This window comes from Alteribacillus bidgolensis (assembly GCF_002886255.1).
GTDB lineage: Bacteria > Bacillota > Bacilli > Bacillales > Marinococcaceae > Alteribacillus > Alteribacillus bidgolensis.
In genome coordinates, this window is sequence record NZ_KZ614149.1 from 1,994,371 (window position 1) to 2,016,099 (window position 21,729).

Annotated in this window: 22 protein-coding genes and 1 other annotated feature; of the genes, 2 read left to right on the forward strand and 20 right to left on the reverse strand. The window is 40.1% G+C overall.

Going from position 1 to position 21,729, the window contains the following annotated elements; translation table 11 throughout:
• Nucleotides 1-28 precede the first annotated feature (28 nt).
• The 4 genes from ilvN to ilvE form a co-directional block, all read right to left on the reverse strand.
• Entirely contained in the window at nt 29-550 is a 522-nt protein-coding gene (ilvN, locus tag CEF16_RS10005; RefSeq protein WP_091581980.1) for an acetolactate synthase small subunit, read from the reverse strand.
• Nucleotides 547-2,274: an acetolactate synthase large subunit gene (gene ilvB / locus CEF16_RS10010; protein ID WP_091581977.1), complete on the reverse strand. Its 1,728-nt coding sequence runs from the start codon at nt 2,272-2,274 to the stop codon at nt 547-549. Before ilvB ends, ilvN begins: the two co-directional genes overlap by 4 nt.
• Nucleotides 2,275-2,297: 23 nt before the next feature.
• A complete protein-coding gene (locus CEF16_RS10015; protein ID WP_139185904.1) occupies nt 2,298-2,492 on the reverse strand; it encodes a hypothetical protein in 195 nt (64 codons plus the stop codon).
• Nucleotides 2,465-2,726, reverse strand: a binding site (T-box leader). (Overlaps the previous gene by 28 nt.)
• A 46-nt stretch (nt 2,727-2,772) precedes the next feature.
• A complete protein-coding gene (gene ilvE, locus CEF16_RS10020; RefSeq protein WP_091581970.1) occupies nt 2,773-3,678 on the reverse strand; it encodes a branched-chain-amino-acid transaminase in 906 nt (301 codons plus the stop codon).
• A 357-nt stretch (nt 3,679-4,035) separates the two neighbouring features.
• On the opposite strand from ilvE, the gene CEF16_RS10025 reads away from it, so the two are divergent.
• A complete protein-coding gene (locus CEF16_RS10025; protein WP_091581967.1) occupies nt 4,036-4,704 on the forward strand; it encodes an SOS response-associated peptidase in 669 nt (222 codons plus the stop codon).
• Nucleotides 4,705-5,463: 759 nt separating this feature from the next.
• Here CEF16_RS10025 and CEF16_RS10030 read toward each other — a convergent pair.
• From CEF16_RS10030 to CEF16_RS10095, 13 genes are all read right to left on the reverse strand, one after another.
• A complete protein-coding gene (locus CEF16_RS10030; protein WP_091581965.1) occupies nt 5,464-5,982 on the reverse strand; it encodes a metallophosphoesterase family protein in 519 nt (172 codons plus the stop codon).
• Nucleotides 5,983-6,005: 23 nt separating this feature from the next.
• Complete coding sequence (locus CEF16_RS10035) at nt 6,006-6,593, reverse strand: XTP/dITP diphosphatase (protein WP_091581962.1); 588 nt, start codon at nt 6,591-6,593, stop codon at nt 6,006-6,008.
• Entirely contained in the window at nt 6,593-7,360 is a 768-nt protein-coding gene (gene rph / locus CEF16_RS10040) for a ribonuclease PH (RefSeq protein WP_091581959.1), read from the reverse strand. Before rph ends, CEF16_RS10035 begins: the two co-directional genes overlap by 1 nt.
• Nucleotides 7,361-7,518: 158 nt before the next feature.
• The gene (locus tag CEF16_RS10045) at nt 7,519-8,634 is read right to left on the reverse strand and encodes a GerMN domain-containing protein (RefSeq protein ID WP_091581957.1); all 1,116 of its coding nucleotides are present in this window, start codon (nt 8,632-8,634) and stop codon (nt 7,519-7,521) included.
• A 139-nt stretch (nt 8,635-8,773) separates the two neighbouring features.
• Nucleotides 8,774-9,577: a glutamate racemase gene (gene racE, locus CEF16_RS10050; RefSeq protein ID WP_091581954.1), complete on the reverse strand. Its 804-nt coding sequence runs from the start codon at nt 9,575-9,577 to the stop codon at nt 8,774-8,776.
• Between the two features lie 36 nt (nt 9,578-9,613).
• Complete coding sequence (locus tag CEF16_RS10055) at nt 9,614-10,060, reverse strand: MarR family winged helix-turn-helix transcriptional regulator (RefSeq protein WP_091581951.1); 447 nt, start codon at nt 10,058-10,060, stop codon at nt 9,614-9,616.
• Nucleotides 10,061-10,385: 325 nt separating this feature from the next.
• Nucleotides 10,386-12,110, reverse strand: coding sequence for a phosphoenolpyruvate--protein phosphotransferase (gene ptsP, locus CEF16_RS10060; RefSeq protein ID WP_091581949.1), 1,725 nt, complete (start codon nt 12,108-12,110; stop codon nt 10,386-10,388).
• On the reverse strand, nt 12,110-12,373 hold the full coding sequence (locus CEF16_RS10065) for a phosphocarrier protein HPr (protein WP_091581947.1): 264 nt from the start codon (nt 12,371-12,373) through the stop codon (nt 12,110-12,112). The genes ptsP and CEF16_RS10065 overlap by 1 nt, the downstream gene beginning before the upstream one ends.
• Before the next feature lie 513 nt (nt 12,374-12,886).
• The gene (locus CEF16_RS10070; protein WP_370514452.1) at nt 12,887-13,102 is read right to left on the reverse strand and encodes a helix-turn-helix domain-containing protein; all 216 of its coding nucleotides are present in this window, start codon (nt 13,100-13,102) and stop codon (nt 12,887-12,889) included.
• A 236-nt stretch (nt 13,103-13,338) separates the two neighbouring features.
• Nucleotides 13,339-14,100, reverse strand: coding sequence for a succinate dehydrogenase iron-sulfur subunit (sdhB, locus tag CEF16_RS10080; protein ID WP_091581939.1), 762 nt, complete (start codon nt 14,098-14,100; stop codon nt 13,339-13,341).
• Nucleotides 14,097-15,878: a succinate dehydrogenase flavoprotein subunit gene (sdhA, locus tag CEF16_RS10085; protein ID WP_091581938.1), complete on the reverse strand. Its 1,782-nt coding sequence runs from the start codon at nt 15,876-15,878 to the stop codon at nt 14,097-14,099. Before sdhA ends, sdhB begins: the two co-directional genes overlap by 4 nt.
• Before the next feature lie 14 nt (nt 15,879-15,892).
• Nucleotides 15,893-16,522, reverse strand: coding sequence for a succinate dehydrogenase cytochrome b558 subunit (locus CEF16_RS10090; RefSeq protein ID WP_091581935.1), 630 nt, complete (start codon nt 16,520-16,522; stop codon nt 15,893-15,895).
• A gap of 542 nt (nt 16,523-17,064) precedes the next feature.
• Nucleotides 17,065-18,417: a TrkH family potassium uptake protein gene (locus tag CEF16_RS10095; protein ID WP_091581932.1), complete on the reverse strand. Its 1,353-nt coding sequence runs from the start codon at nt 18,415-18,417 to the stop codon at nt 17,065-17,067.
• A gap of 112 nt (nt 18,418-18,529) precedes the next feature.
• Here CEF16_RS10095 and CEF16_RS10100 point away from each other — a divergent pair, with 112 nt between their 5' ends.
• Nucleotides 18,530-18,919 carry a DUF2507 domain-containing protein gene (locus tag CEF16_RS10100; protein ID WP_091581930.1) on the forward strand — a complete coding sequence of 130 codons (390 nt, stop codon included), beginning with the start codon at nt 18,530-18,532 and terminating at the stop codon, nt 18,917-18,919.
• Nucleotides 18,920-19,012: 93 nt separating this feature from the next.
• On the opposite strand, the gene uvrC is transcribed toward CEF16_RS10100, so the two are convergent.
• The 3 genes from uvrC to trxA all read right to left on the reverse strand — a co-directional run bounded on the left by uvrC (nt 19,013) and on the right by trxA (nt 21,627).
• Nucleotides 19,013-20,731 carry an excinuclease ABC subunit UvrC gene (gene uvrC, locus CEF16_RS10105; protein WP_245917985.1) on the reverse strand — a complete coding sequence of 573 codons (1,719 nt, stop codon included), beginning with the start codon at nt 20,729-20,731 and terminating at the stop codon, nt 19,013-19,015.
• Nucleotides 20,732-20,800: 69 nt separating this feature from the next.
• Nucleotides 20,801-21,181, reverse strand: coding sequence for a DUF488 domain-containing protein (locus CEF16_RS10110; protein WP_091581924.1), 381 nt, complete (start codon nt 21,179-21,181; stop codon nt 20,801-20,803).
• A gap of 131 nt (nt 21,182-21,312) precedes the next feature.
• Nucleotides 21,313-21,627: a thioredoxin gene (gene trxA / locus CEF16_RS10115; RefSeq protein ID WP_091581922.1), complete on the reverse strand. Its 315-nt coding sequence runs from the start codon at nt 21,625-21,627 to the stop codon at nt 21,313-21,315.
• Nucleotides 21,628-21,729: the final 102 nt, after the last annotated feature.

The window sequence follows — 21,729 nt, forward strand, 5'->3', positions numbered from 1 at the left end:
ATCTCTCTCCTTTAATGTAATTAATTTTTTAATTGATAATAGAATATTTGGGGCTTTCAAAAACACTTTTCTTTGTTCCCCGTTTAAAGGCGGTAATACCTGTACGGGCTAGTTCTTTTATCCCGTATGGTTTCAGAAGGTCAATCAATGCTTCAACCTTTTGCTGATCACCAGTGACCTGCAGAGTCACACTTTCTCTGCCGACATCAACAATTGAGGCTCGGAAAGGTTCTGCGAGTGCAGATATTTCTCCGCGATGCTGCGGAGCAGCCACCACTTTAATAAGAGCAAGCTCTCTTGCAACAATCGCATCATCGGTAATATCCCGCACTTTTAATACATCTACTTGCTTATTTAACTGTTTAATAACTTGATCTAAGCCGCGCTGATCATCGACGTTAACTACAAATGTCATACGTGAAACAGATGGGTTTTCAGTCATTCCAACCGTAATACTCTCAATATTAAAGTGCCTGCGGGCAAACAGGCCGGTTATTCTGTTCATAACCCCGGATGTGTTGTTTACTGTCGCTATTATTGTTCGCTTCACGGCTTAACTCCCTCCATTTCATGATGACCTTTACCAGGAGCAATCATCGGATAAACATTTTCATCTTTATGAACACGACAGTCCATCAAAACAGGACCTTCGTAGTTTAATGCTTCTTTTAATGCTCCTTGCATTTCATTTGGATCTTCAATCTTCCAACCCTTAATATTGTAAGCTTCAGCCATTTTCACGAAATCCGGCTGAATCGGGAAGAGAGAGTTGGAATAGCGTTCTTCATAGAACAATTGCTGCCATTGCCGCACCATGCCAAGAGAGGCGTTATTGACAAGAATAATTTTCACAGGAAGATTTAATTCTTGCAAAATCGACATTTCTTGTGCTGTCATTTGAAATCCTGCATCTCCAAGAACAGCTACGACCTGTTTATCCGGCTCAGCAAATTGTGCCCCAATGGCAGATGGAAATCCAAATCCCATTGTGCCGAGACCTCCGGAAGTAACCCAGCAGTTCGGTTTGTCAAATTTATAGTATTGAGCTGCCCACATCTGATGCTGCCCTACATCGGTGGTAACTACGGCTTCTCCCTTGGTTTCTTCGTAAATCATTTCGATAAGCCGCTGCGGCTTTAAAGAATTTCCTTCTTCCTTATACCAAAGCGGATTTTCTTGTTTCCATTCATTAAGCTGTTCTTTCCATTGTGTACAATCACATGGCGTTCCCTTTGCTTCGAAAAGCATACGGAGGGCTTCTTTTGCATCCCCTACGACCGGAATTGATGTTTCGATATTTTTTCCAATCTCTGCCGGGTCAATATCAATATGAGCTATTTTAGCCCTAGGCGCAAAGTGTTTGAGGTTTCCTGTTACACGGTCATCAAATCTTGCTCCTATGCTTATTAAAAGATCTGTTTCATGCAGAGCCATGTTTGATGTGTAGGTTCCATGCATTCCAGCCATTCCTAAAGAGAGCTCATGGTTTCCAGGGAACGCTCCCAGTCCCAGCAAAGTGCTTGAAACCGGGATTTTCTGCTGCTCCACATAGTCAAGCAATTCTTTGGCAGCGCCTGAATGAAGTACACCTGCTCCGGCTAATATTACAGGCTTATCAGCTTTAGTGACAGCTTCAACTAATTTTTTAATTTGATGTTTATTCGGTGTTACTGTCGGTTGATAACCTGGGAGGTCTACATCTTGGTCATAGTTAAAAAAGCCGCTTGCCGTGGAAACATCCTTTGGCAAATCAATCAAAACTGGCCCCGGTCGTCCTGTCGTTGCAATATGAAAAGCTTCTTTTATGATCCTAGGAAGCTCTTCTACATCACGAACTTGGAAGTTATGTTTTGTAATCGGCATCGTAACACCAACTACATCCGCTTCCTGAAAGGCATCGGTGCCAATCACTGAAGTTGCAACCTGGCCAGTAATGACGACCATTGGCAAGGAATCTATCATAGCATCAGCAATACCTGTTACTACATTGGTTGCCCCAGGCCCAGAAGTTACTACACAAACTCCTGGTTTGCCAGATACTCTGGCATATCCTTCCGCTGCATGAATGGCGCCTTGTTCATGGCGCGCTAGGATATGGCGGATTCCGGTTCGATAAATTTCATCGTAGGTAGGAAGAATGGCTCCCCCTGGATAACCAAAGATGACATCCACTTTTTCCCTTGCCAATGCTTGTATGAGCATACTTGATCCTGTCATTTCTTGATTTTCCGTTTTCAATTCGCGTCCATCCGCCTTTTTTAACTTTGGACTCATCTCTGCTTCCTCCTTATTACCGGTTAAGGCTTTTCTATTTCTTTAATGTTAGAAAAAGTCGGCTTCGCCAGTACGTCCTGTACGTTGAATGCCGTAGTATTACTTATACTGTTAACCACTTCATTATTTAAATGCTTAACAGTGTAAAAAAAAAAATCTTCCCACCCATTTCGATCAGGGATCACCTGACCGAAGGGGTGAAAAGATTTGCTTTTCACGGTACCACCCTTCTTCACGGCTAAACAGCCGCCTCGACAACAGAGTTCTTTCTCTGTCTGTTTTGATAACGGGTGGGGATTGTACATCTGCACCCGGCTTCTGCTAATAGAAGGTTCGTTCACAAAAGCACTCAGAGGTGAGTTCACTTCCGGTAGTATCACCGCATCTCAGCTTTCACGGCTCTCTGTTGATACCTAAAACCGAAAATTACTTTTCCTCTTCTTCGTGTTTCTTATCATAACAAATAATTTAAAATATTTCACGTTTTTTTATGAATTTTCACCCTACTTCAACCTCCGAGGCTGAGGGGTAAACTTTCACACCGTCCTCTACAACTTTCTGTCGAAAAGCATCAAGCAGACGTTGTGTTTCTTGTCCTGGCTTCCCATCACCAATGAGACGGCCATCTACTTTCACAACTGCAATGACCTCTGCCGCTGTTCCTGTTAAGAAGACTTCATCCGCTGTATAAACATCATGGCGAGTAAACGGTTCTTCTTTTAATGCATATCCCAATTCTTCAGCAAGTTCAATAATAGCCTGACGGGTAATACCCTCTAAAGCTCCAATATATCCAGGAGGTGTATAGAGAACTCCCTCACGAAGGATAAAAATATTGTCAGCTGATCCTTCAGCTACATATCCTTCGTTATTCAGCATAAGGGCCTCACTAACACCCGCAAGACTAGCTTCTAGCTTTACTAATATATTATTAAGATAATTTAATGATTTCACTTTTGGACTCAATACATCCGGTCTGTTTCGTCTTGTAGCTACCGTTACAATTTCGAGCCCATGTTCATATAGCTCCTTAGGATAAATGGCTAGTTCCTCTGCTATCACGATCAGCTGGGGTGCGTTACAGGAAGCAGGGTCAAGTCCGAGATTGCCTACTCCGCGAGAAACAACTAAACGAATATATGCATCGTTTAATTCGTTTTTTCTTAGCGTTTCAATTATGATCTCGGTTATTTTGTCCATGGTATAAGGTATTTCAAGCATGATGGACTTGGCTGAATTGTAAAGACGTACAAGATGCTCTTCTAACTTATAAACATTTCCGTTATAGACACGAATGCCTTCAAATACACCATCCCCATATAAAAAACCATGGTCGTATACGGAAATTTTTGCATCTTCTTTCTTTACAAATTCCCCATTTAAATATATCCATTGCTCACCCACTTCTAATCACCCCTGATGTACTCGGTAAAATAAATTACTATTTTAGATGCCCCATTATCAACTGTATTTTGTCAGGGAGGCAAATGTGTTTTTGTTAGCGACAAAAAAACGTATTTGACGATTATAATACGCCGTTTGTCTTTTCTGGTCAACCACTTTTTAAAAATTATTAGACGATTCAAATTAATAAATATTTAATGTATGCGTTTACACACAAATACAATCGGGTATAGAGGAGTTTAAAACTTTTTAAAAATACTTCGGTGAAGAGCTCCGTTCACAGGTAATATTTGTGTAAGCTGGTTGAAAAAAGTTCATTGATAATGGAAAGGATTACTATTAAAGGAGGATGTTCATATGTGTGGAAGGTATACGCTGGTCGTTAACTTACATAAAATACAAAATCATTTCCAGGTGAATCATGCGGCAATAAAGGAGTATGAGCCAAACTATAATATAGCACCTTCTCAAAACATTTTAGCCATCGTTAATGATGGACAATCTAATCGTCTCGGTCCATTAAAATGGGGATTGATCCCGTTTTGGGCCAAAAATAAAAAAATTGGATATAAAATGATTAACGCAAGAAAAGAAACGCTGCATGAGAAAAGCAGTTTTAAGCACGCACTTAAAAAGCGGCGCTGCATCATACCAGCGGATGGTTTTTACGAATGGAAAACAGAGAACGGAAAGAAACAGCCCTATCGTATTTATTTAAAAAACGAAGAAGTATTTGGATTTGCTGGTTTATGGGAAAAATGGAAAAATAAGAATGGGGGGAATGTTTTTTCGTGCACCATTATCACTGCGAAAGCAAATGATTTTATGAGAGATATTCATGAACGAATGCCAGTCATTCTTACTAAAAACAATGAAAAAGAATGGCTCAATCCTGATAAACAAGATCCATTTGATGCAGCTCAGCTGTTAACTCCCGTCGACTCCTCCTTTATGGCAACATATAAAGTATCAGCCGAAGTAAACAATCCTAAGAACAATCATGAAGGATTAATCCGTCCTTTATAATTTGCTAAACGGTGCTTCATATTATCTAGTGTTGGTAAAAAGAAAATTCGAATGGCGTTTTAGCATCTGAATAAATTAGGGTATTAGAAAAACTTGGCTTTTCGGCGAGTCCTTATGGCGGAGCAACAGTTTTACTTATACTTTAATCCTTTAATAAAAGTAAAAAATAAAAAAGGACATCCCTAAGATGAAATACTCAAAGAGACATCCTTTGCTTATGTAAGATATGGCGTCCCAGGAGAGATTCGAACTCCCGACCAACGGCTTAGCTTACCACTTTAGCTTTCACTACCAACATGCGTTGTTTGTGGTCTGGACTATATCTTCACCATTTCAGGTGCGACACGTATAGTCTCTACGGAACCTCACGATAATCAGCTTGCTGCCTGAATATTCTTTGGGGCTTTTACCATCAAGAAGCTTTTTTTCAAAAGTCGGCTTGATCCTTCAAAACCCCTAAATCTCCATTTTGAGATCGTAAGTTTCCTCGGTATTGCCATCAGCATAATCTGTTAAGGTTTTACCGATACAGTGTCGTCCACTCTACAAGTTGTTTTTTCCTTATAGAGGCTCCTATTGTTGAAGGCCGTTGCTCTATCCTACTGAGCTACTGGGACATATTTAATTTTATACTGTTTTTCAGCGACACATATTATAATATTACATTATTACTCTTAAGTCAACCACTTATTTTAAATAAAATTATGTTACCCACATCACCATATCCAGCTAGGAAAATCCTAGCCAGCAAGGTCTTCTCTAATAGGCTGCGAAGGTTTTGCGAAGCTCATTTATTTCCTCACCGCTTGACCGGTCAAAAAACTGTATTTCTGCTCCTCCATTTTTATCAAAAGCAGCCATCGCATATGTTTGTTCCGGACGAATTCTAGGAAGTAATAAGCTGCCTGGATTTACAAATATGACGCCGTTTTCTTCAAACGCTGCAGCTATGTGGCTGTGTCCAAAACAAGCAAGCCGAGCAGCTTTTTCTTCTGCTCGATAAGAAAGAGGGACGTGTGTCATTTTCACATTGTACAGATGACCATGTGTAACATAGACGCGGACGCCATTGATATCTTCGGCTCGGTCTTCAGGAAATTCGCCGGGAATGTCACAATTCCCTTCGACGACATACGTATTCTGCAGCAGCGGAGAAGACTGTTGTAATTCCGAATCTCCACAGTGAATGACAGCGTCCACTTCTTCTTGGTGCCTTGCAATAACTTCTTCTAATTCTTTTTCGCTTCCATGGCTGTCACTAATAATCAAGCATTTCATTATAGAAAGACTCTCCTTATCCTTTAACTAAAAATATGGCTCCATTCATTTTGAAGCTGCTGCAGAGCATGAAAACGGTGGCTGATTTTATTTTTTTCCTCAGGAGAAAGTTCAGCCATCGTTGCTTGTTTTTCTGGGACATAAAAAATAGGGTCATATCCAAAACCTGCTTGGCCTGTTTTTGAAAAAGCTATCCGGCCTTCACACGTGCCCCGGAATATATGAGTTTTTTCAGGCATTGCCACTGCAATCACACATACAAACCTTGCTGACCTTTTTTCTTCTGGGATGCCTGTAAGCTCTTCTAACACCTTTTCGATGTTTTTATCATCATCTTTATCAGGACCTGCGTAACGGGCTGAGTATATTCCAGGTCGGCCTTGTAAGGCATCTATTTCAAGACCAGAATCATCTGCAATAGCTGCTGTATCCAGCTCTTTATAAACCGCTTCTGCTTTTAAGGCAGCATTTTCTTCAAACGTTGTGCCGGTTTCAGCAATATCTTGAAAAGGGATGTCTAACAGAGACTTTATTTTGATTTCAGGCCCTAATATATTCCGAAATTCTTTAACTTTTCCCTGGTTCTTTGAAGCAACAATCATTGTCTGCATTATTTAGCTTCCTTTTCTTCCGTGTTTCTTCCTATTTTTTCCGCTGTATCTCCTAGCACAGCTTTCTGAATGAGAAAAAGCTCCTTCATCCCTTTTTCTCCGATATCTAACAGGTGATTCAGCTGTTCTCTAGAATAGGATGCTTCTTCTCCAGTGCCTTGCAGCTCTACAAATTTTCCATTTCCTGTCATCACAATATTCATATCAACTTCTGCCGAAGCATCTTCTGTATAGCATAAGTCTAGCAATTCTCTTTGCTCAGGGTCAACTCCGACCGACACGGCTGCAAGAAAATCAGTAATCGGCAGCGTTTTTATTTTCTCGTCATTCTTATATTGCTGCAGTGCCATTGTCATAGCAACAAATGCTCCAGTTATAGAGGCTGTCCGCGTCCCTCCATCTGCTTGAATAACGTCACAGTCTACCCAGATCGTCCGCTCTCCAATTTTCGTTAAATCTACGACAGATCGCAGTGAACGGCCAATAAGACGTTGTATTTCCATTGTTCGTCCGCTAAGCTTTCCTTTCGCCGCTTCTCTAATATTGCGTTGTTCTGTTGCCCTTGGAAGCATGGAATACTCAGCAGCTATCCAGCCCTTTTTACTGCCGCGCATAAAAGGCGGCACTCTGTCTTCTATGCTGGCTGTACAAATTACTTTTGTTTCTCCAACAGTAATAAGTACTGATCCTTCGGGATGCTTTAAAAATTCCGTATCAATTGTTACCGGGCGTAATTCATCCAATTCTCTTCCATCTGCTCGTGTCATTTATATATCCTCCTAATAGAAAAACTTGGCTTGCCGCCGAATCCTATGGAAATTACTTGATCCTTTAGCAAAGTTAAATTTTTCTAAAGTATAAAAAGAAGGCAGCGGAGCCGCCTTATGGAAACGCTATTGATTATAGCAAATTTTTCTCATCTCTGCTAAGAATGATTTGCGTTTACCGATGCAGGCCGGCTTACGGGTTCATTCAGCGTTTCGCCTGAGACCTGAATAACTTCTTCTGCTCCTTCTACGTTTAACTCTACCTTCTCTACACCTGCTACTTCAGTAGCCGAAAGAGTTATGGCATGAAGAGCTTCATCTGATATGGCAGTACCTTCTTGCTCGGTTAAAAGACTTTCATTAAAGAAAAGAGAGGCTGTATCTCCGTTAATAGAGGGAGTATCTTCTAGAGAAGCTCCTTCTCTAATAACCCCATGAAGTGAACTGGCCGAAGAAGGTCCTTTTATTAATTCTTCCATTGTTACATCTAACTTTTCAGACTCCTCAAAGCTTTCTACCCTTCGTGTGACAGGAACATAATAGGAACTGTCCCCTGTTTGTGATAGAAAATAAACTGTAACACTATCGCTATTTGTCATGTCTGCCACACTTCCGCTTTCAAGATTAATGCCGTTTTCCCTGCTGTATGCATCTCCGATTGGAGTATTTTCTGCTGGCATTGTCTCCTGCTCATATCCATTGATTTGAAATTTTACCTGGTCTACGTTCTCAAACTGCGTTAAAGTCCAAGTAACAGCCTGCAGAATAGCTTGTTCATTTTTTGGATCATAATCTCTGAACTCAGGAGAAAAGTCAGCAATCGCCGTTCCATCTTCCTTTAAATTCACATCCACTTCGGTACCTGGAGGAAGAACAGCTTGAAACCCATTTGGAATCATTGATGTTAACGGACCGTCCTGAACTAGATATTCTAGTGATTGTTTTAATGTTCCTTCTTGAACCGGAAGTTCAAAGGTATGCGGAACAACCATTCCTTCTTCATTAATCAAATACAGCTCCCGCTCCGTCGTTTCATCTGTACCTTCTTCATCAGCTTCCTTTTGATCTTCGCTGTCCTCAGCTTGCTCTTCTTCTTTATTCGCTTCCGTTTCATCTGCTGGTTCCATCTCTTCAAATTCTTGCCATTCTACTTCTTCCGTTTCTTCAGGAGGCTCATCCTTATTTGTGGCCTCATTATTGCCAAAACCGCATCCTTGCAAGAAAAAGGGTACGGTCAGGAATACCGCTGTCCCTATGAACCATTTTGTTTTCATCTTAGATTCCCTCCCAGAGCAGTTTGTACTATCATTTATACGAGCCATGGAAGGAAATAGACCTTAGATTATATCAAAATTGTTTATAGGTACTATTTTTTTAATTTTTAGTTTATGTTTCTCGCTTCCCAGCACTATATTATATCACTTGCCCCAAATGAATCGATTGTACATTAGCTGCTTTTCCATCAAGCCATCGGTTTGCGACATTTCTAAAACGCTCTCTTGATCCTGTCGTGTAAAACGTGTGGTTTGGTATACTTTTTGTAGACAGCATTCCTTTATAATGGAGGATAGTACTGACTTCTCTTGCTGTCTCATCCCCTGAAGAGATTAAAGAAATATGTTTCCCTACTGCTTTTTGAATCACATCATTTAGCAGAGGATAGTGTGTGCAGCCTAAAATTAAAGTATCAAAAGATTTTTTATGAAGCGGCTTTAAAGTCTGTGCCACAATATTAAGTGCTTCTTCTCCCTCACAAAGTCCTTGCTCCACTAACGGGACAAATGGAGGGCATGCTAGACAGTCTACCGTTACATTTTCATTAATAGTATGAAGTGCTTTTATATAGGCACCACTTGCAATAGTACCTTCTGTTCCAATAACTGCTACATGGTCATTGGAAGTTATCTTTAATGCAGTGATAGCTCCCGGCTGTACAACCCCTACTACCGGAATGGAAAGCCATTCTCTTACTTCCTCTAACACAACAGCTGTGGCAGTATTACAAGCAATCACCAGCATTTTTATGTTTTCTTCTAAAAGGCGGTCAATCATTTCCCATGTGAACTGTTTTACCTCAGACACCGGTCTCGGTCCATATGGGCAGCGCGCCGTATCGCCTATATAAATCATTTCTTCTTTTGGGAGCTGGCGTGCAATTTCTCTAGCTACCGTTAATCCACCTACACCTGAGTCAATAATACCTATTGGTCGATTCACAAAGTGTCCCTCAATTTCATCTATAATTTCTTGGTGTTAAACGTTTTGTTCTTCTTTTGTCATTTTATTGTGCAGCACCATCATACTTTGTTCAATTGTTTTTATTTCTTCTTCAGAGAAACTGCTTAAAACTTTTTCTAAATAGTTTTGCCTTTCCTTCACTACTTCCTGTATGATACTTTCTCCTTTTTCAAGGAGATGAATTTGTACTACTCTCCGGTCTTTTTCATCTTTTATTCTTTCTACTAATTCATTTTTTTCCATTCTGTCAACTAAATCTGTTGTTGTACTGCAGGCAAGATACAATTTATTAGACAATTCACCAATTGTCATGTCTCCATCCTCCTGCAGCCATTGTAATGCTACAAACTGTGGCGGGGTGATCGGAAATTTATTTAAAATTTCCCGTCCTTTTTGTTTCACAATATAAGAAACATGTCTTAAAGATTTTTCAACCCCCGCTACCTGAGTTTGATCTGTCATGATTTTCCTCCCTGTTGTCCTTCATGCCTCTATTTTCTCTTTTTTTCCGCCCCATTGCAAGGCACCTGCAAAGAAACGTCACAAGTTCTTCAAAATGTCTTTTACAATTATTTTATGGGTTTACTTGATCGTCCGCTACCACCTATCCAAATTTAGGCTCTCATATAAACTTTCTTTCTTTTGCATAATGTTAGAAAGACTCGACTTGCCGCCGATTCTTTCTGGCAAAGCCGTAGTTTTACTTTTTAAGAAGTTAAACTTTCTTAAAGTATAAAAAAACTGCCGGCCAAGATTTACTCAACACGGCAGAACACATTTTCATATGTTAGGAAACGATAAACCCTTTTCTATTTACCAATTCAGCTACTTCATTTTCAGTTGATAGTTGAATTGCTTCTTCTGCTAATGTTTCCGTTTCTTTTTTAGACAGATGGCGGATTTGACTTCTGGCTGGAAGTACAGAAGTAGCGCTCATACTGAACTCGTCCAGCCCCAAACCGAGAAGAAGCGGTACAGCTGTTTCTTCTCCTGCCATTTCTCCACACATACCTGCCCATTTTCCTTCTTTATGGGCGGCATCAATAACATTTTTAACGAGTCTTAAAATGGCTGGATGATACGGCTGATAAAGATGAGCCACTTTTTCACTCATACGGTCCGCAGCTAAAGTATATTGGATCAAATCATTTGTACCAATGCTGAAAAAGTCTACTTCTTTTGCAAAAATATCAGCAGCCACAGCAGTAGATGGAATTTCGACCATAATACCAACTTCTACTTCGTCAGAAACAGTGTGTCCCTCTTTAAGAAGCTCTTGTTTTACATCTTCTAAAATAGCTTTTGCTTCTCTAACTTCTTCTACCGTTGCTACCATCGGGAACATAATTTTTAACGTACCGAAGGCGCTTGCGCGAAGCAGTGCACGAAGCTGCGTACGGAACATGTCCGTTTCTTCTAAACAGAGACGGATAGCGCGGAACCCTAAAAATGGATTAAGTTCTTTCGGAAGATCTAAATACGGAAGTTCCTTGTCTCCGCCGATATCAAGTGTACGGATAACAACAGGTTTTCCTTCCATGCGCTCTAATACTTCTTTATAAGCTTCGAACTGCTCCTCTTCTTTTGGAAGCTCATTTCGTCCCATATAAAGAAACTCCGTACGGTACAGACCGATACCTTCTGCACCATTTGAGAGCACACCATCCATATCATCTGGTGTTCCAATATTGGCAGCAAGCTCTACTCTATGATCATCTGTAGTAACAGACGGTTCATTTACAAGCTTAGCCCACTCTTCTTTTTGGCGGAGATAGTCATTTAACTTTTCCTTGTATGTTTCGATGACACTTTCCTCAGGATTGATAAGTACATTACCTTCCATGCCATCAACGATAATAGTATCTCCCGTAGAAATGGAAGCAGTAGCTTCTTTTGTACCAACAACCGCTGGAATTTCCATGGAACGAGCCATGATCGCTGAATGAGAAGTTCGTCCTCCGATATCAGCGGCAAAACCAAGCACGTAATCTAAATTCAATTGAGCAGTGTCTGAAGGCGTTAGATCCTCGGCAATTACAACGGTTTCATCTTGAATTGAAGCTAAGCTTGTGTTTTCAATTCCTAGAAGATGCAATAACACCCGCTGTGAAACGTCACGAATATCTGCAGCACGTTCTTTCATGTATTCGTTATCCATGCCTTCAAACATCGTAACGTACATGTCAGCCATTTCTTTCATGGCGTATTCAGCATTCAGCTGTTCTTCTTTAATTTTAGCTGTAACACCGTCTAATATTTCCGGGTCCTCTAATACGAGAAGATGAGCGGAAAAAATCTCTGCTTGCTCTTCTCCCATTTCCTTCAGCGTTTTTTCTTTAATCAATTTCAGTTCATTTTTTGCATTTTTTACCGCTTCATTAAAACGGTTGACTTCTGCCTCAACATCATCTACCGATTTTTTTTCAATGTCCATGTCAGGCTGCTCAAGGACAAAAGCTTTTGCGATCGCAATTCCCTTTGAAGCGGCGATCCCCTTCAAATTGTTTGTCATTACTCTCCAAGCCCTTCTTTTACTACTTCATCTACAGCTTGTATCGCTTCTTCTTCGTCGCCGCCTTCCGCTGTAATAGTAACTTCTGCACCTTTACCTACACCAAGGGACATAACACCCATAATGGATTTCAAATTAACGGATTTCCCATTGTATTCCAGTGTGAGTTCTGAAGAAAATTGACCTGCTTTATTTACCAATTGAGTAGCTGGACGAGCGTGAATTCCTGTATCATTTGTGATTGTAAAAGTTTTTTGCTGCATGTTCATTACCCCTTTTCCAATATTTATATCGCTTTCATAAAGATACTAAGTAATGATACGCTGGGTCAAGAGAACGTTATTCTTACGTTTCCACTTTCCCTATTGTTTTAACCTTAAAAAAATAAATAAGACAAGACTAGTGTACGGACAGGCGAGACAGATTCTGCAAAGCATCAGCTTCCTGCCGGAACCTTTTGGCGATGGCCGCTCGTTATATTTTTACTGTTTACAGCGTTTTAAACAGTATAAAAAAAGCATGAGCAAATGCAAAAAAGCAGGGAAAAAATACGGAATAGAAAGTAGTTTTTTCCTCTTTATGCATTTACTCATGCCTGATCGTGTCAGTAACACGTAAATGTTCATTATTTTCATTTTTATAGTTAAAACAAAACAGCGCACATATTTACGAAAATTATTATAGCATTTTCTAGCTGAAGCAGCAAGCTTATTTTTTTATTCTTTATTCCGATGAAAAAACCGGCCTTTCTAAAAATGAAAAGCCGGGTAAAAACATTAAATAGTAAGTTCTCCCATCCTGATCAATTCAATCACAGCTTGAGAACGCCCCTTTACTCCCAGCTTTTGCATAGTATTTGATATATGGTTACGAACTGTTTTTTCACTAATAAATAACTGGGCAGCAATTTCTTTCGTGGTTTTATCTTGGACAAGCAATTCAAAGACTTCCCGTTCCCGTTTAGTAAGCAAGGTACGGTGGCCTCTGTCCATCTCCCTCAATGGCTTCACCCTTTCTTGACAAGGCTGTCCCCGTCCTTTACCTTCCGGCGAAAGGGGCGGAGTATGGAAAGAATATAGTCAGCATATTTTATGCTGTCTTAAGACACTCTGTTACGGGCATCTGTTGCTATAGCAGGAAAAAATTACGTTATTCTTTATTTTTTTATTTTTATACAAAAAAACTGCCCCGCAAAAGGCACATTTTGCGGGGCAGCGAGAAAGTTGTTTTACATTTTGTCGCTTCCAAAGAAATTCTTGAATGATTGCAAAGCAGTGTCACGGTTTAAAGCTGCAATCGAAGTTGTAAGGGGAATACCTTTCGGACAGGATTGCACACAGTTCTGCGAATTACCGCAGTTAGCGAGCCCGCCATCGCCCATTAAACTTTCCAGACGTTCTGCTTTATTCATTTCGCCTGTTGGGTGAGAGTTAAAGAGACGCACTTGCGACAATGGTGCTGGACCGATAAAGTCGGAATTGTCGTTAACATTAGGGCAGGCTTCTAAACAAACACCACAGGTCATGCACTTAGATAGTTCATAAGCCCATTGACGTTTATTTTCTGCCATTCGAGGTCCAGGCCCGAGATCATACGTACCATCAATCGGAATCCATGCTTTTACTTTTTTCAACGAATCAAACATTCTGCTCCGATCAACCATTAGGTCTCTGATTACTGGGAATGTCTTCATTGGTTCGAGACGGATAGGGTGTTCTAGCTGGTCTACCAGCGCCGTACAAGATTGGCGCGGCTTTCCGTTAATCACCATAGAACATGCTCCGCAAACTTCTTCAAGGCAGTTCATATCCCAAATAACTGGAGCTGTTTCTTTTCCATTAGCATCGACCGGATTACGGCGGATTTCCATTAAGGCAGAAATGACATTCATATTCGGACGATGAGAAAGTTCAAATTCCTGAACGTAAGGTTCACTGTCTGGACTTTCCTGACGTGTAATTATAAAACGGATTTTTTTATCTTCGCTCATTTGTTACCAGCTCCTTGCTTGGACCCTTCTTTACCTTTTGAGTAATCTCGTTTACGCGGTTTAATCAATGATACGTCAACATCCTCATATTCGAAGTCCGGTCCATTTTTTGCAGGATTATATTTTGCTTTGGTTGTTTTCAAAAATTCTTCGTCATTACGCTCCGGAAATTCCGGTTTATAGTGAGCACCGCGGCTCTCATTACGATGGTAAGCACCAAGTGTGATCACTCGAGCGAGATTAAGCATGCCTTTGAGCTGACGGGTGAAAGAAGCAGCCTGGTTGCTCCATTTTGATGTATCGGTCATATTAATATTTTCCCAGCGTTCCATAAGTTCTTGAATCTTTTCATCTGTTTTCAAAAGTTTTTCGTTATCACGAACTACTGTTACGTTATCGGTCATCCATTCGCCGAGTTCTCTATGAAGGACATATGCATTCTCCGTGCCTTCCATTTTCATAATATTATCGAACGTTTCTTGTTCTTTCTTCTTCTCATTATCATAAAGGGAAGAAGAAAGATCTTCAGCTGACTTTTCTAAACCGCTCATATATTCCACAGCTTTCGGACCAGCAACCATACCGCCGTAAATCGCAGAAACGAGCGAGTTAGCCCCGAGTCTGTTACCACCGTGCTGGGAGTAATCACATTCTCCAGCCGCAAACAGACCAGGAATATTTGTCATTTGATCATAGTCTATCCACATACCGCCCATGGAATAGTGAACAGCAGGGAAAATTTTCATTGGTACTTTACGAGGATCATCGCCCATAAATTTCTCATAAATCTCCATAATTCCGCCAAGCTTAACGTCAAGCTCTTTTGGATCTTTATGAGATAAATCCAAGTACACCATGTTTTCACCGTTGATACCAAGTTTTTGCTCTACACATACGTCAAAGATTTCACGTGTTGCAATATCACGAGGTACCAAATTACCGTAAGCCGGATATTTTTCCTCAAGGAAGTACCAAGGTTTACCGTCTTTATATGTCCATACGCGTCCGCCTTCTCCACGTGCTGATTCACTCATAAGACGGAGCTTATCGTCTCCTGGAATCGCTGTTGGATGAATTTGAATAAATTCACCGTTGGCATAATATACACCCTGCTCATAGAGCTTTGATGCAGCAAAACCTGTGTTTATAACAGAGTTTGTTGATTTTCCAAAAATGATTCCAGGTCCGCCTGTCGCCATAATAACAGCGTCTGCACGGAACGTATCAATCTCCATCGAACGAAGATTTTGAGCAGAAATCCCGCGGCAGCGTCCTTCTTCATCTAAAACAGCTGATGTGAATTCCCAGCCTTCATATTTACTTACAAGTCCAGCTACTTCATACCGGCGTACTTGTTCATCTAGTGCATAAAGAAGCTGCTGACCTGTTGTTGCACCTGCAAAAGCTGTCCGGTGATGCTGCGTTCCGCCAAAACGACGGAAATCCAAGAGACCCTCTGCTGTACGGTTAAACATAACGCCCATACGGTCCATTAAGTGAATAATACCTGGAGCAGCTTCTGTCATAGCTTTAACTGGCGGCTGATTAGCCAGGAAATCACCGCCGTACACCGTATCATCAAAGTGTTCCCAAGGAGAATCGCCTTCCCCTTTTGTATTTACCGCTCCGTTAATGCCGCCCTGGGCACAAACAGAGTGGGACCGTTTTACCGGGACGACAGAGAAAAGGTCTACCTGCTTGCCTGCCTCTGCTGCTTTTATCGTCGCCATAAGCCCTGCCAGGCCTCCGCCGACTACGATAATTTTACCATTGCTCATGTAAGACCCACTCCTTAAATATTGGCTAAATCAGGATTGATGAAAGCAAGCAATGCTCCCATCCCTACTAAAGACAGTGCTATAAAAATAGCTACCGTTGCATAAGTGGCAATTTGCTGTGAACGTGGACTAACTGTAATACCCCACGACACAAGAAAAGACCAAAGACCGTTAGAAAAGTGGAAAGTTGCAGATAACACCCCAATAATATAAAAAATCAACATGAAATTACTGCTTAGTATATCTGCCATCATATCATAATTTACCGTTGCCCCCATAGCGGCCTGGACACGTGTTTCCCAAACGTGCCACGCTATAAAAATAACTAAGTAAACTCCTGTAATTCTTTGAACCAAAAACATCCAGTTACGAAAGTATCCATACCTCTTTGTATTGCTTTTCCCTTGAAAAACAATATACAGTCCATAAATAGCATGAAACAAAATAGGAAGATAGATTACAACTATTTCTAGAAAAAGCCGGAACGGCAAAGTTTCCATAAAGTGAGCAGCTTCATTAAATGCTTCTGCTCCGCGAGTTGCAAAAAAGTTTACCGTTAAGTGCTGGACTAGATAAATCCCAATAGGAATAACACCCAGCAGGGAATGGAGCCTGCGATTCATAAATTCACGGTTTTCAGCCATGCTAATGTTCCTCCCAAAAGTTTTTTTCCTCATTTTTCTCCTTTGTAATTATTTGTCTAACCCTCGTTCGATGAAACGACCTCCCGTTTTCCAAAGGTTTGGTTTTCGTTTCCGTAAAATCATTCCATTAGAAAAACTTGGCTTGCCACTAAGCCCAAATGGCGGAAACCTTAGTTTTTACTTATACTTTATTCCCATAGCAGTAAAGTGAAATTTTCTTAAAGTACAAGCAAACAGCTGTTTAAACAATAGACTGTTTTTTTAAACGTTCAGCATATGTATCGGAAAACACACCTTGCCTTTGGAATTAATGTTTCTTCGCTCTTTCTGTATACAGAAAGAATATGAAAAAAAGAAAAGTGAATAAGACTGATTAGTCTGACGAATCAGCACTGTTCCCCTTTCTTTTCATAAATCCGACAAATTTATTGTACTCCCAGTTTCCTGGCTAGTCAAGAAAACGGATACATCTTTTTCAGACCAAAAAGCCGGTCTCCTATGCATAAATCATAAGAAACCAGCTTCCTTAATTTTTTGTATTATTATCCTATAATCATGCGCTCCGTCGGATATTTATAATGAGATTTTGTTTCTTTTTTCTTAACAGAAAACAAGAAAACTAAAATCCCAACACGACCGATAAACATTAATACCATTAATAATATGTGACTGCTGTGTGATAGATCAGGAGTCACACCAGTCGATAAACCGCACGTACCAAAAGCAGAGCTCGCTTCAAATATAATGTCAATTAATTCTACATTTTTATTTCCTTGTTCAAATGCACTAATCAGTGTAACGGCTGCAAATAATCCAAACAGAAAAAATGATAGGACCATAAACGCTTTTTGCTTATCCTCTGGATGAATTTCGCGTCCAAAGACTTTCACATCACTTTTCCCTAAAGCAAAACTCCGAATGGCAAGAAACATCACAGCTAGCGTCGTGGTTCGAATTCCTCCGCCTACACTTGAAGGGCTCGCCCCGATAATCATTAAAGAGGAAATAAACAACATTGTCGGCATTGTATAATCTGCAATGTCCATCGTTGATAAACCAGCACTTCTTGCAGTTGCCGAGTTAAAAATAGTATAAAAAAACTGCTGATGCCAAGCCATTTCTTCATAAAACATGTCTTTTTCTAATATCCATATCCCAAGTGCACCAAAAATAAATACTAAAAAATAAGTCGTAACGGTTACTTTTGTAAATAAGCTGAATTTAAAATGATTTCCTTTTGTCATAAAATACTCTCTTACTTCCATCAAAACCGGGAAACCAATGGCACCAGCGAAAATAAGGAGCAGAACGATAAATTGAACGTAATAATCGTTGGCAAATGGAATTAATGACTGTCCTGTAACATCAAACCCAGCATTAGTAAAGGCGCTTAATGCGCCAAAAGCACCTTGATAATAAGCTTGTGCCGGCGTATCAAAATACTGGAGATAGTAAGTCCCCAATATAAGAGCACCTATTGTTTCTATAGCCAATGCAAGCAATATAATCCCTCGCATTAGTTTAACCATACCAGAAAACTGATATTGATTTTGGTCTACCATAATTAAAAGACGCTTAGATAAATTAATCTTTCTCCCAAACAACATCCACACAAAAGTACCAAGAGACATAATCCCAATTCCGCCCAGCTGCATGGCAAGGGCCAGGAAAAACACACCTGTATAGCTTAATGTTTCAGATACATTGATTACCGTTAAACCGGTAACGCTCACTGCTGATACAGATGTAAATAACGCTTCCATATAATTCAAGTTTACTCCGCTTTGCTGAGAGAACGGAAGCCAAAGAAGGAAGCTGATCAAAAACATAGATAGTATGTAAGAAACAATGATCATCCTAAAAGGTGTCATAAAATGTTCTAAGCCCTTTTTCATATCGCTTACCTCCGAAAGAATTCGGGCTTTAGTATATCATTTCTAATATCCGGAAGCTATAGAGATTTTTAATTTTAAACGGTATAATACTAGTGGGGAAAGGACGGTTAGAATGGAAGAAAACGCAAATAACTATGCTAGTTTCAGCTATACCCTGCTTCGAAATACGCTGATTCCTGAACTGTTAGGAAAAGAAGAAGCGGACATAATGTATTGGGGCGGTAAAACAATAGCAAGAAAATACCGTGCCGAAGATTTACAGGATATTGTGTCTTTTTTTAATCAAGCTGGATGGGGAGAGCTTAAAATAGCAAAAGAAAAAAGAAGAGAATATCATTTTGATTTCATACTTCCTCCAACAACTGAACATCAATCCATAGACCGGCACCTTGAGGCGGGATTTCTTGCAGAACAAATCGAAAATTTAAAAGGAAAGACAGCAGAAACATACATAATAGAAAAACGAAACCATATTACGTTTGAAGTGCATTGGGACCGCTGATAATTAGGGCAAAACCTGGCTTGCTGCCGAATCTGATCAGGTAAAAAAAGAAAAAGCATCCACTTTGCTGTGTTCCACCACAAAGCGGATGCTTTATTCGGTTTCATGCAGCCTTCGTAATAGCTCTCTTGATACTTGGTCAGGCAAGGAAACCTTTCGAAAATCTTCTAACGATGCTTCTTTTATTTTTTTCATTGACCCGAAATGTTTAAGCAAAAGTCGTTTTCGTTTTTCGCCTATTCCTGGTACTTCATCAAGTACAGAGGTAAACATATTCTTCTTTCTAGTCTGCCGGTGAAATGTAATGGCAAAACGATGGACCTCATCTTGAATGCGCTGCAGCAAGTAAAAGGCATGGCTGTTACGTTTTAAAGGCACTACTTGTGCTGGCTCTCCCATGATCAGTTCCGAGGTTTTGTGTTTTTCATCTTTGGCCATACCAGCAACTGGTACTGTTACTCCTAACTCGTCTTCTAACACGCTTTTTGCCGCACTTAACTGCCCTTTACCGCCATCAACCAAAATTAAATCAGGTAACGGAGCATCTTCCTTGAGAAGCCGTACATAACGTCTGCGTACTACTTCCTTCATGGAAGCATAATCATCTGGACCATCTACGCTTTTCACTTTGTATTTACGGTAATCTTTTTTAAACGGCTTTCCATCCATAAAGCTGACCATAGCTGCCACCGGATCGGTACCTTGAATATTTGAATTATCAAAGGCTTCAATACGATGAGGGACATCTATTTGAAGCGTTCTGCCAAGGTCCTCTACCGCTTTGATTGTCCGTTCTTCATCTCTTTCTATCAACTCAAACCGTTCTTTTAGAGCTTGTACCGCATTTTTTTCGGCAAGCTGCAACAGTTCCCGCTTTTTGCCTTTTTTCGGCTGAACTACTTTAATTTCAAGTAATTGCTCTGCCATTTCTATATCCAATTGTTCAGGCAGCAGTACTTCTTTTGGTTTTAAATGCTCTTCTTTTAAATAAAATTGACCTAAAAATGTAAGAAAATCTTCTCCTGGAGCTTGATAAAAAGGAAAAATAGATACATCTCTTTCTATTAATTTGCCTTGCCGGACAAAAAATACTTGTACACACATCCAGCCCTTGTCGTAAGCGTACGCGAAAACATCCCTGTTTACCTGATCATTAATAGTCATTTTTTGTTTTTCCATGACTGCATCAATGTCCTGCATTTGATCTCGCATTTCTTTGGCTCGTTCAAAGTTTAATTCTTCTGCAGCTTTCTCCATTTTTTCCTGCAGCTCTTTTTTCACCTCTTGATGACCATTGTTTAGAAAGCGAACCATTTCACCTACGAGTTTTTGATTGGTTTCTTGTGTCACTTCAAATTCGCATGGAGCAAGACATTGTCCAATATGATAATAAAGACAGACACGATCTGGAAGCGTTCGGCACTTTCTAAGCGGGTACAGGCGGTCGAGAAGTTTTTTTGTTTCGTTTGCCGCCCCAGCATTCGGGTAAGGACCAAAATATTTTCCTCCATCTTTTTTCACTTTTCTCGTCGTTATGAGACGAGGGTGGGTTTCATTCGTTATTTTTAAATAAGGGTACGATTTATCATCTTTTAAAATGACGTTATACTTTGGCTCGTGCTTTTTAATAAGGTTCATCTCTAATATTAGAGCCTCTACGTTCGAAGAAGTAATAATATATTCAAAATCACGAATTTGACTGACAAGCTGCTGGGTTTTCCCATCGTGGGAGCCGGTGAAGTAAGAACGAACCCTGTTTTTTAACACTTTTGCTTTGCCGACATAAATAATCGTTCCGTGTTTATCTTTCATCAGATAACAACCAGGCTGTGCAGGCAGCACTGCCAGTTTTTCTTTTAGTTGGCTCAAACCTTACACACCTCACGTTTTCATTCCTATATTGCTTATATCTTCCTTTATCCAGTCTTTAAGCAAAACGGCATGGTTGTATTTTTCATTTTTCGCTGCATACAAAAGCGTGACTTTTTTAGAACTAGCTTGATGGACAAGTTCATCATAAGCTTCTTTCCTTTTTTTATTTGATTGTAATTCCTTTTTATATTTTTCTGCAAACAGTTTAAATTTTTCTTCCTTATGGTTAAACCATTTCCGCAACTCTGTACTTGGAGCCACGTCTTTTATCCATTCATCTAGTGCAGCTTGTGATTTGGAAACCCCGCGCGGCCAAATTCTGTCTACAAACACTCTTTTACCGTCATCATCCGCTTTATTTTCATAAATTCGTTTGATTTTTATCGTCACAAAGAACCTCCTTTTATTCCTTAAGCAACGTAAACATTCTATCCTGCACATTCATTTTTTCATTCTTATGTTGGCCTTAACGTATAAAAAAACTGCTGATCTCACATAGTCAGCAGTTTTTTTATCAGGTTTTAAAGATGCTTATTTAAAAGCTCAACCAATTGTTCTTTTGGCTGGAATCCTACCACTTGCTCTACTACGTCGCCGTCTTTAAAAACAAGCAGGGTAGGGATACTCATTACCCCATATTTTCCAGCTGTTTCTTGGTTTTCATCTACATCAAGCTTTGCAATCTTAATTTGTTCTCCCATTTCGGAGTCAATTTCCTCCAGTACAGGAGCAATCATTTTACAAGGTCCGCACCATGGCGCCCAAAAGTCAGCAAGTACGACACCTTGGGATGTTTCATCAGCAAAATTTTGGTCCGATACATTTACTATGGCCATTTTCAAAAAGTCCTCCTTTAAGCATACATTCAATCATTCATTGCCATTATAGCACTATGATTTATTCGTTGCGAATAAATTGCTTTGATTAATGTACCCTCC

What these genes read in the sequence shown, in the direction of transcription:
- trxA (WP_091581922.1), bottom strand. Translation starts at nt 21,627, where the DNA reads ATGGCCATAGTAAATGTATCGGACCAAAATTTTGCTGATGAAACATCC.
- CEF16_RS10045 (WP_091581957.1), bottom strand. Translation starts at nt 8,634, where the DNA reads ATGAAAACAAAATGGTTCATAGGGACAGCGGTATTCCTGACCGTACCC.
- CEF16_RS10035 (WP_091581962.1), bottom strand. Translation starts at nt 6,593, where the DNA reads ATGCAGACAATGATTGTTGCTTCAAAGAACCAGGGAAAAGTTAAAGAA.
- CEF16_RS10095 (WP_091581932.1), bottom strand. Translation starts at nt 18,417, where the DNA reads ATGAAAAAGGGCTTAGAACATTTTATGACACCTTTTAGGATGATCATT.
- CEF16_RS10065 (WP_091581947.1), bottom strand. Translation starts at nt 12,373, where the DNA reads ATGCAGCAAAAAACTTTTACAATCACAAATGATACAGGAATTCACGCT.
- CEF16_RS10090 (WP_091581935.1), bottom strand. Translation starts at nt 16,522, where the DNA reads ATGGCTGAAAACCGTGAATTTATGAATCGCAGGCTCCATTCCCTGCTG.
- ptsP (WP_091581949.1), bottom strand. Translation starts at nt 12,110, where the DNA reads ATGACAAACAATTTGAAGGGGATCGCCGCTTCAAAGGGAATTGCGATC.
- sdhB (WP_091581939.1), bottom strand. Translation starts at nt 14,100, where the DNA reads ATGAGCGAAGATAAAAAAATCCGTTTTATAATTACACGTCAGGAAAGT.
- uvrC (WP_245917985.1), bottom strand. Translation starts at nt 20,731, where the DNA reads ATGAAAGATAAACACGGAACGATTATTTATGTCGGCAAAGCAAAAGTG.
- sdhA (WP_091581938.1), bottom strand. Translation starts at nt 15,878, where the DNA reads ATGAGCAATGGTAAAATTATCGTAGTCGGCGGAGGCCTGGCAGGGCTT.
- CEF16_RS10030 (WP_091581965.1), bottom strand. Translation starts at nt 5,982, where the DNA reads ATGAAATGCTTGATTATTAGTGACAGCCATGGAAGCGAAAAAGAATTA.
- CEF16_RS10070 (WP_370514452.1), bottom strand. Translation starts at nt 13,102, where the DNA reads ATGGACAGAGGCCACCGTACCTTGCTTACTAAACGGGAACGGGAAGTC.
- CEF16_RS10025 (WP_091581967.1), top strand. Translation starts at nt 4,036, where the DNA reads ATGTGTGGAAGGTATACGCTGGTCGTTAACTTACATAAAATACAAAAT.
- CEF16_RS10100 (WP_091581930.1), top strand. Translation starts at nt 18,530, where the DNA reads ATGGAAGAAAACGCAAATAACTATGCTAGTTTCAGCTATACCCTGCTT.
- rph (WP_091581959.1), bottom strand. Translation starts at nt 7,360, where the DNA reads ATGACACGAGCAGATGGAAGAGAATTGGATGAATTACGCCCGGTAACA.
- ilvB (WP_091581977.1), bottom strand. Translation starts at nt 2,274, where the DNA reads ATGAGTCCAAAGTTAAAAAAGGCGGATGGACGCGAATTGAAAACGGAA.
- CEF16_RS10055 (WP_091581951.1), bottom strand. Translation starts at nt 10,060, where the DNA reads ATGACAGATCAAACTCAGGTAGCGGGGGTTGAAAAATCTTTAAGACAT.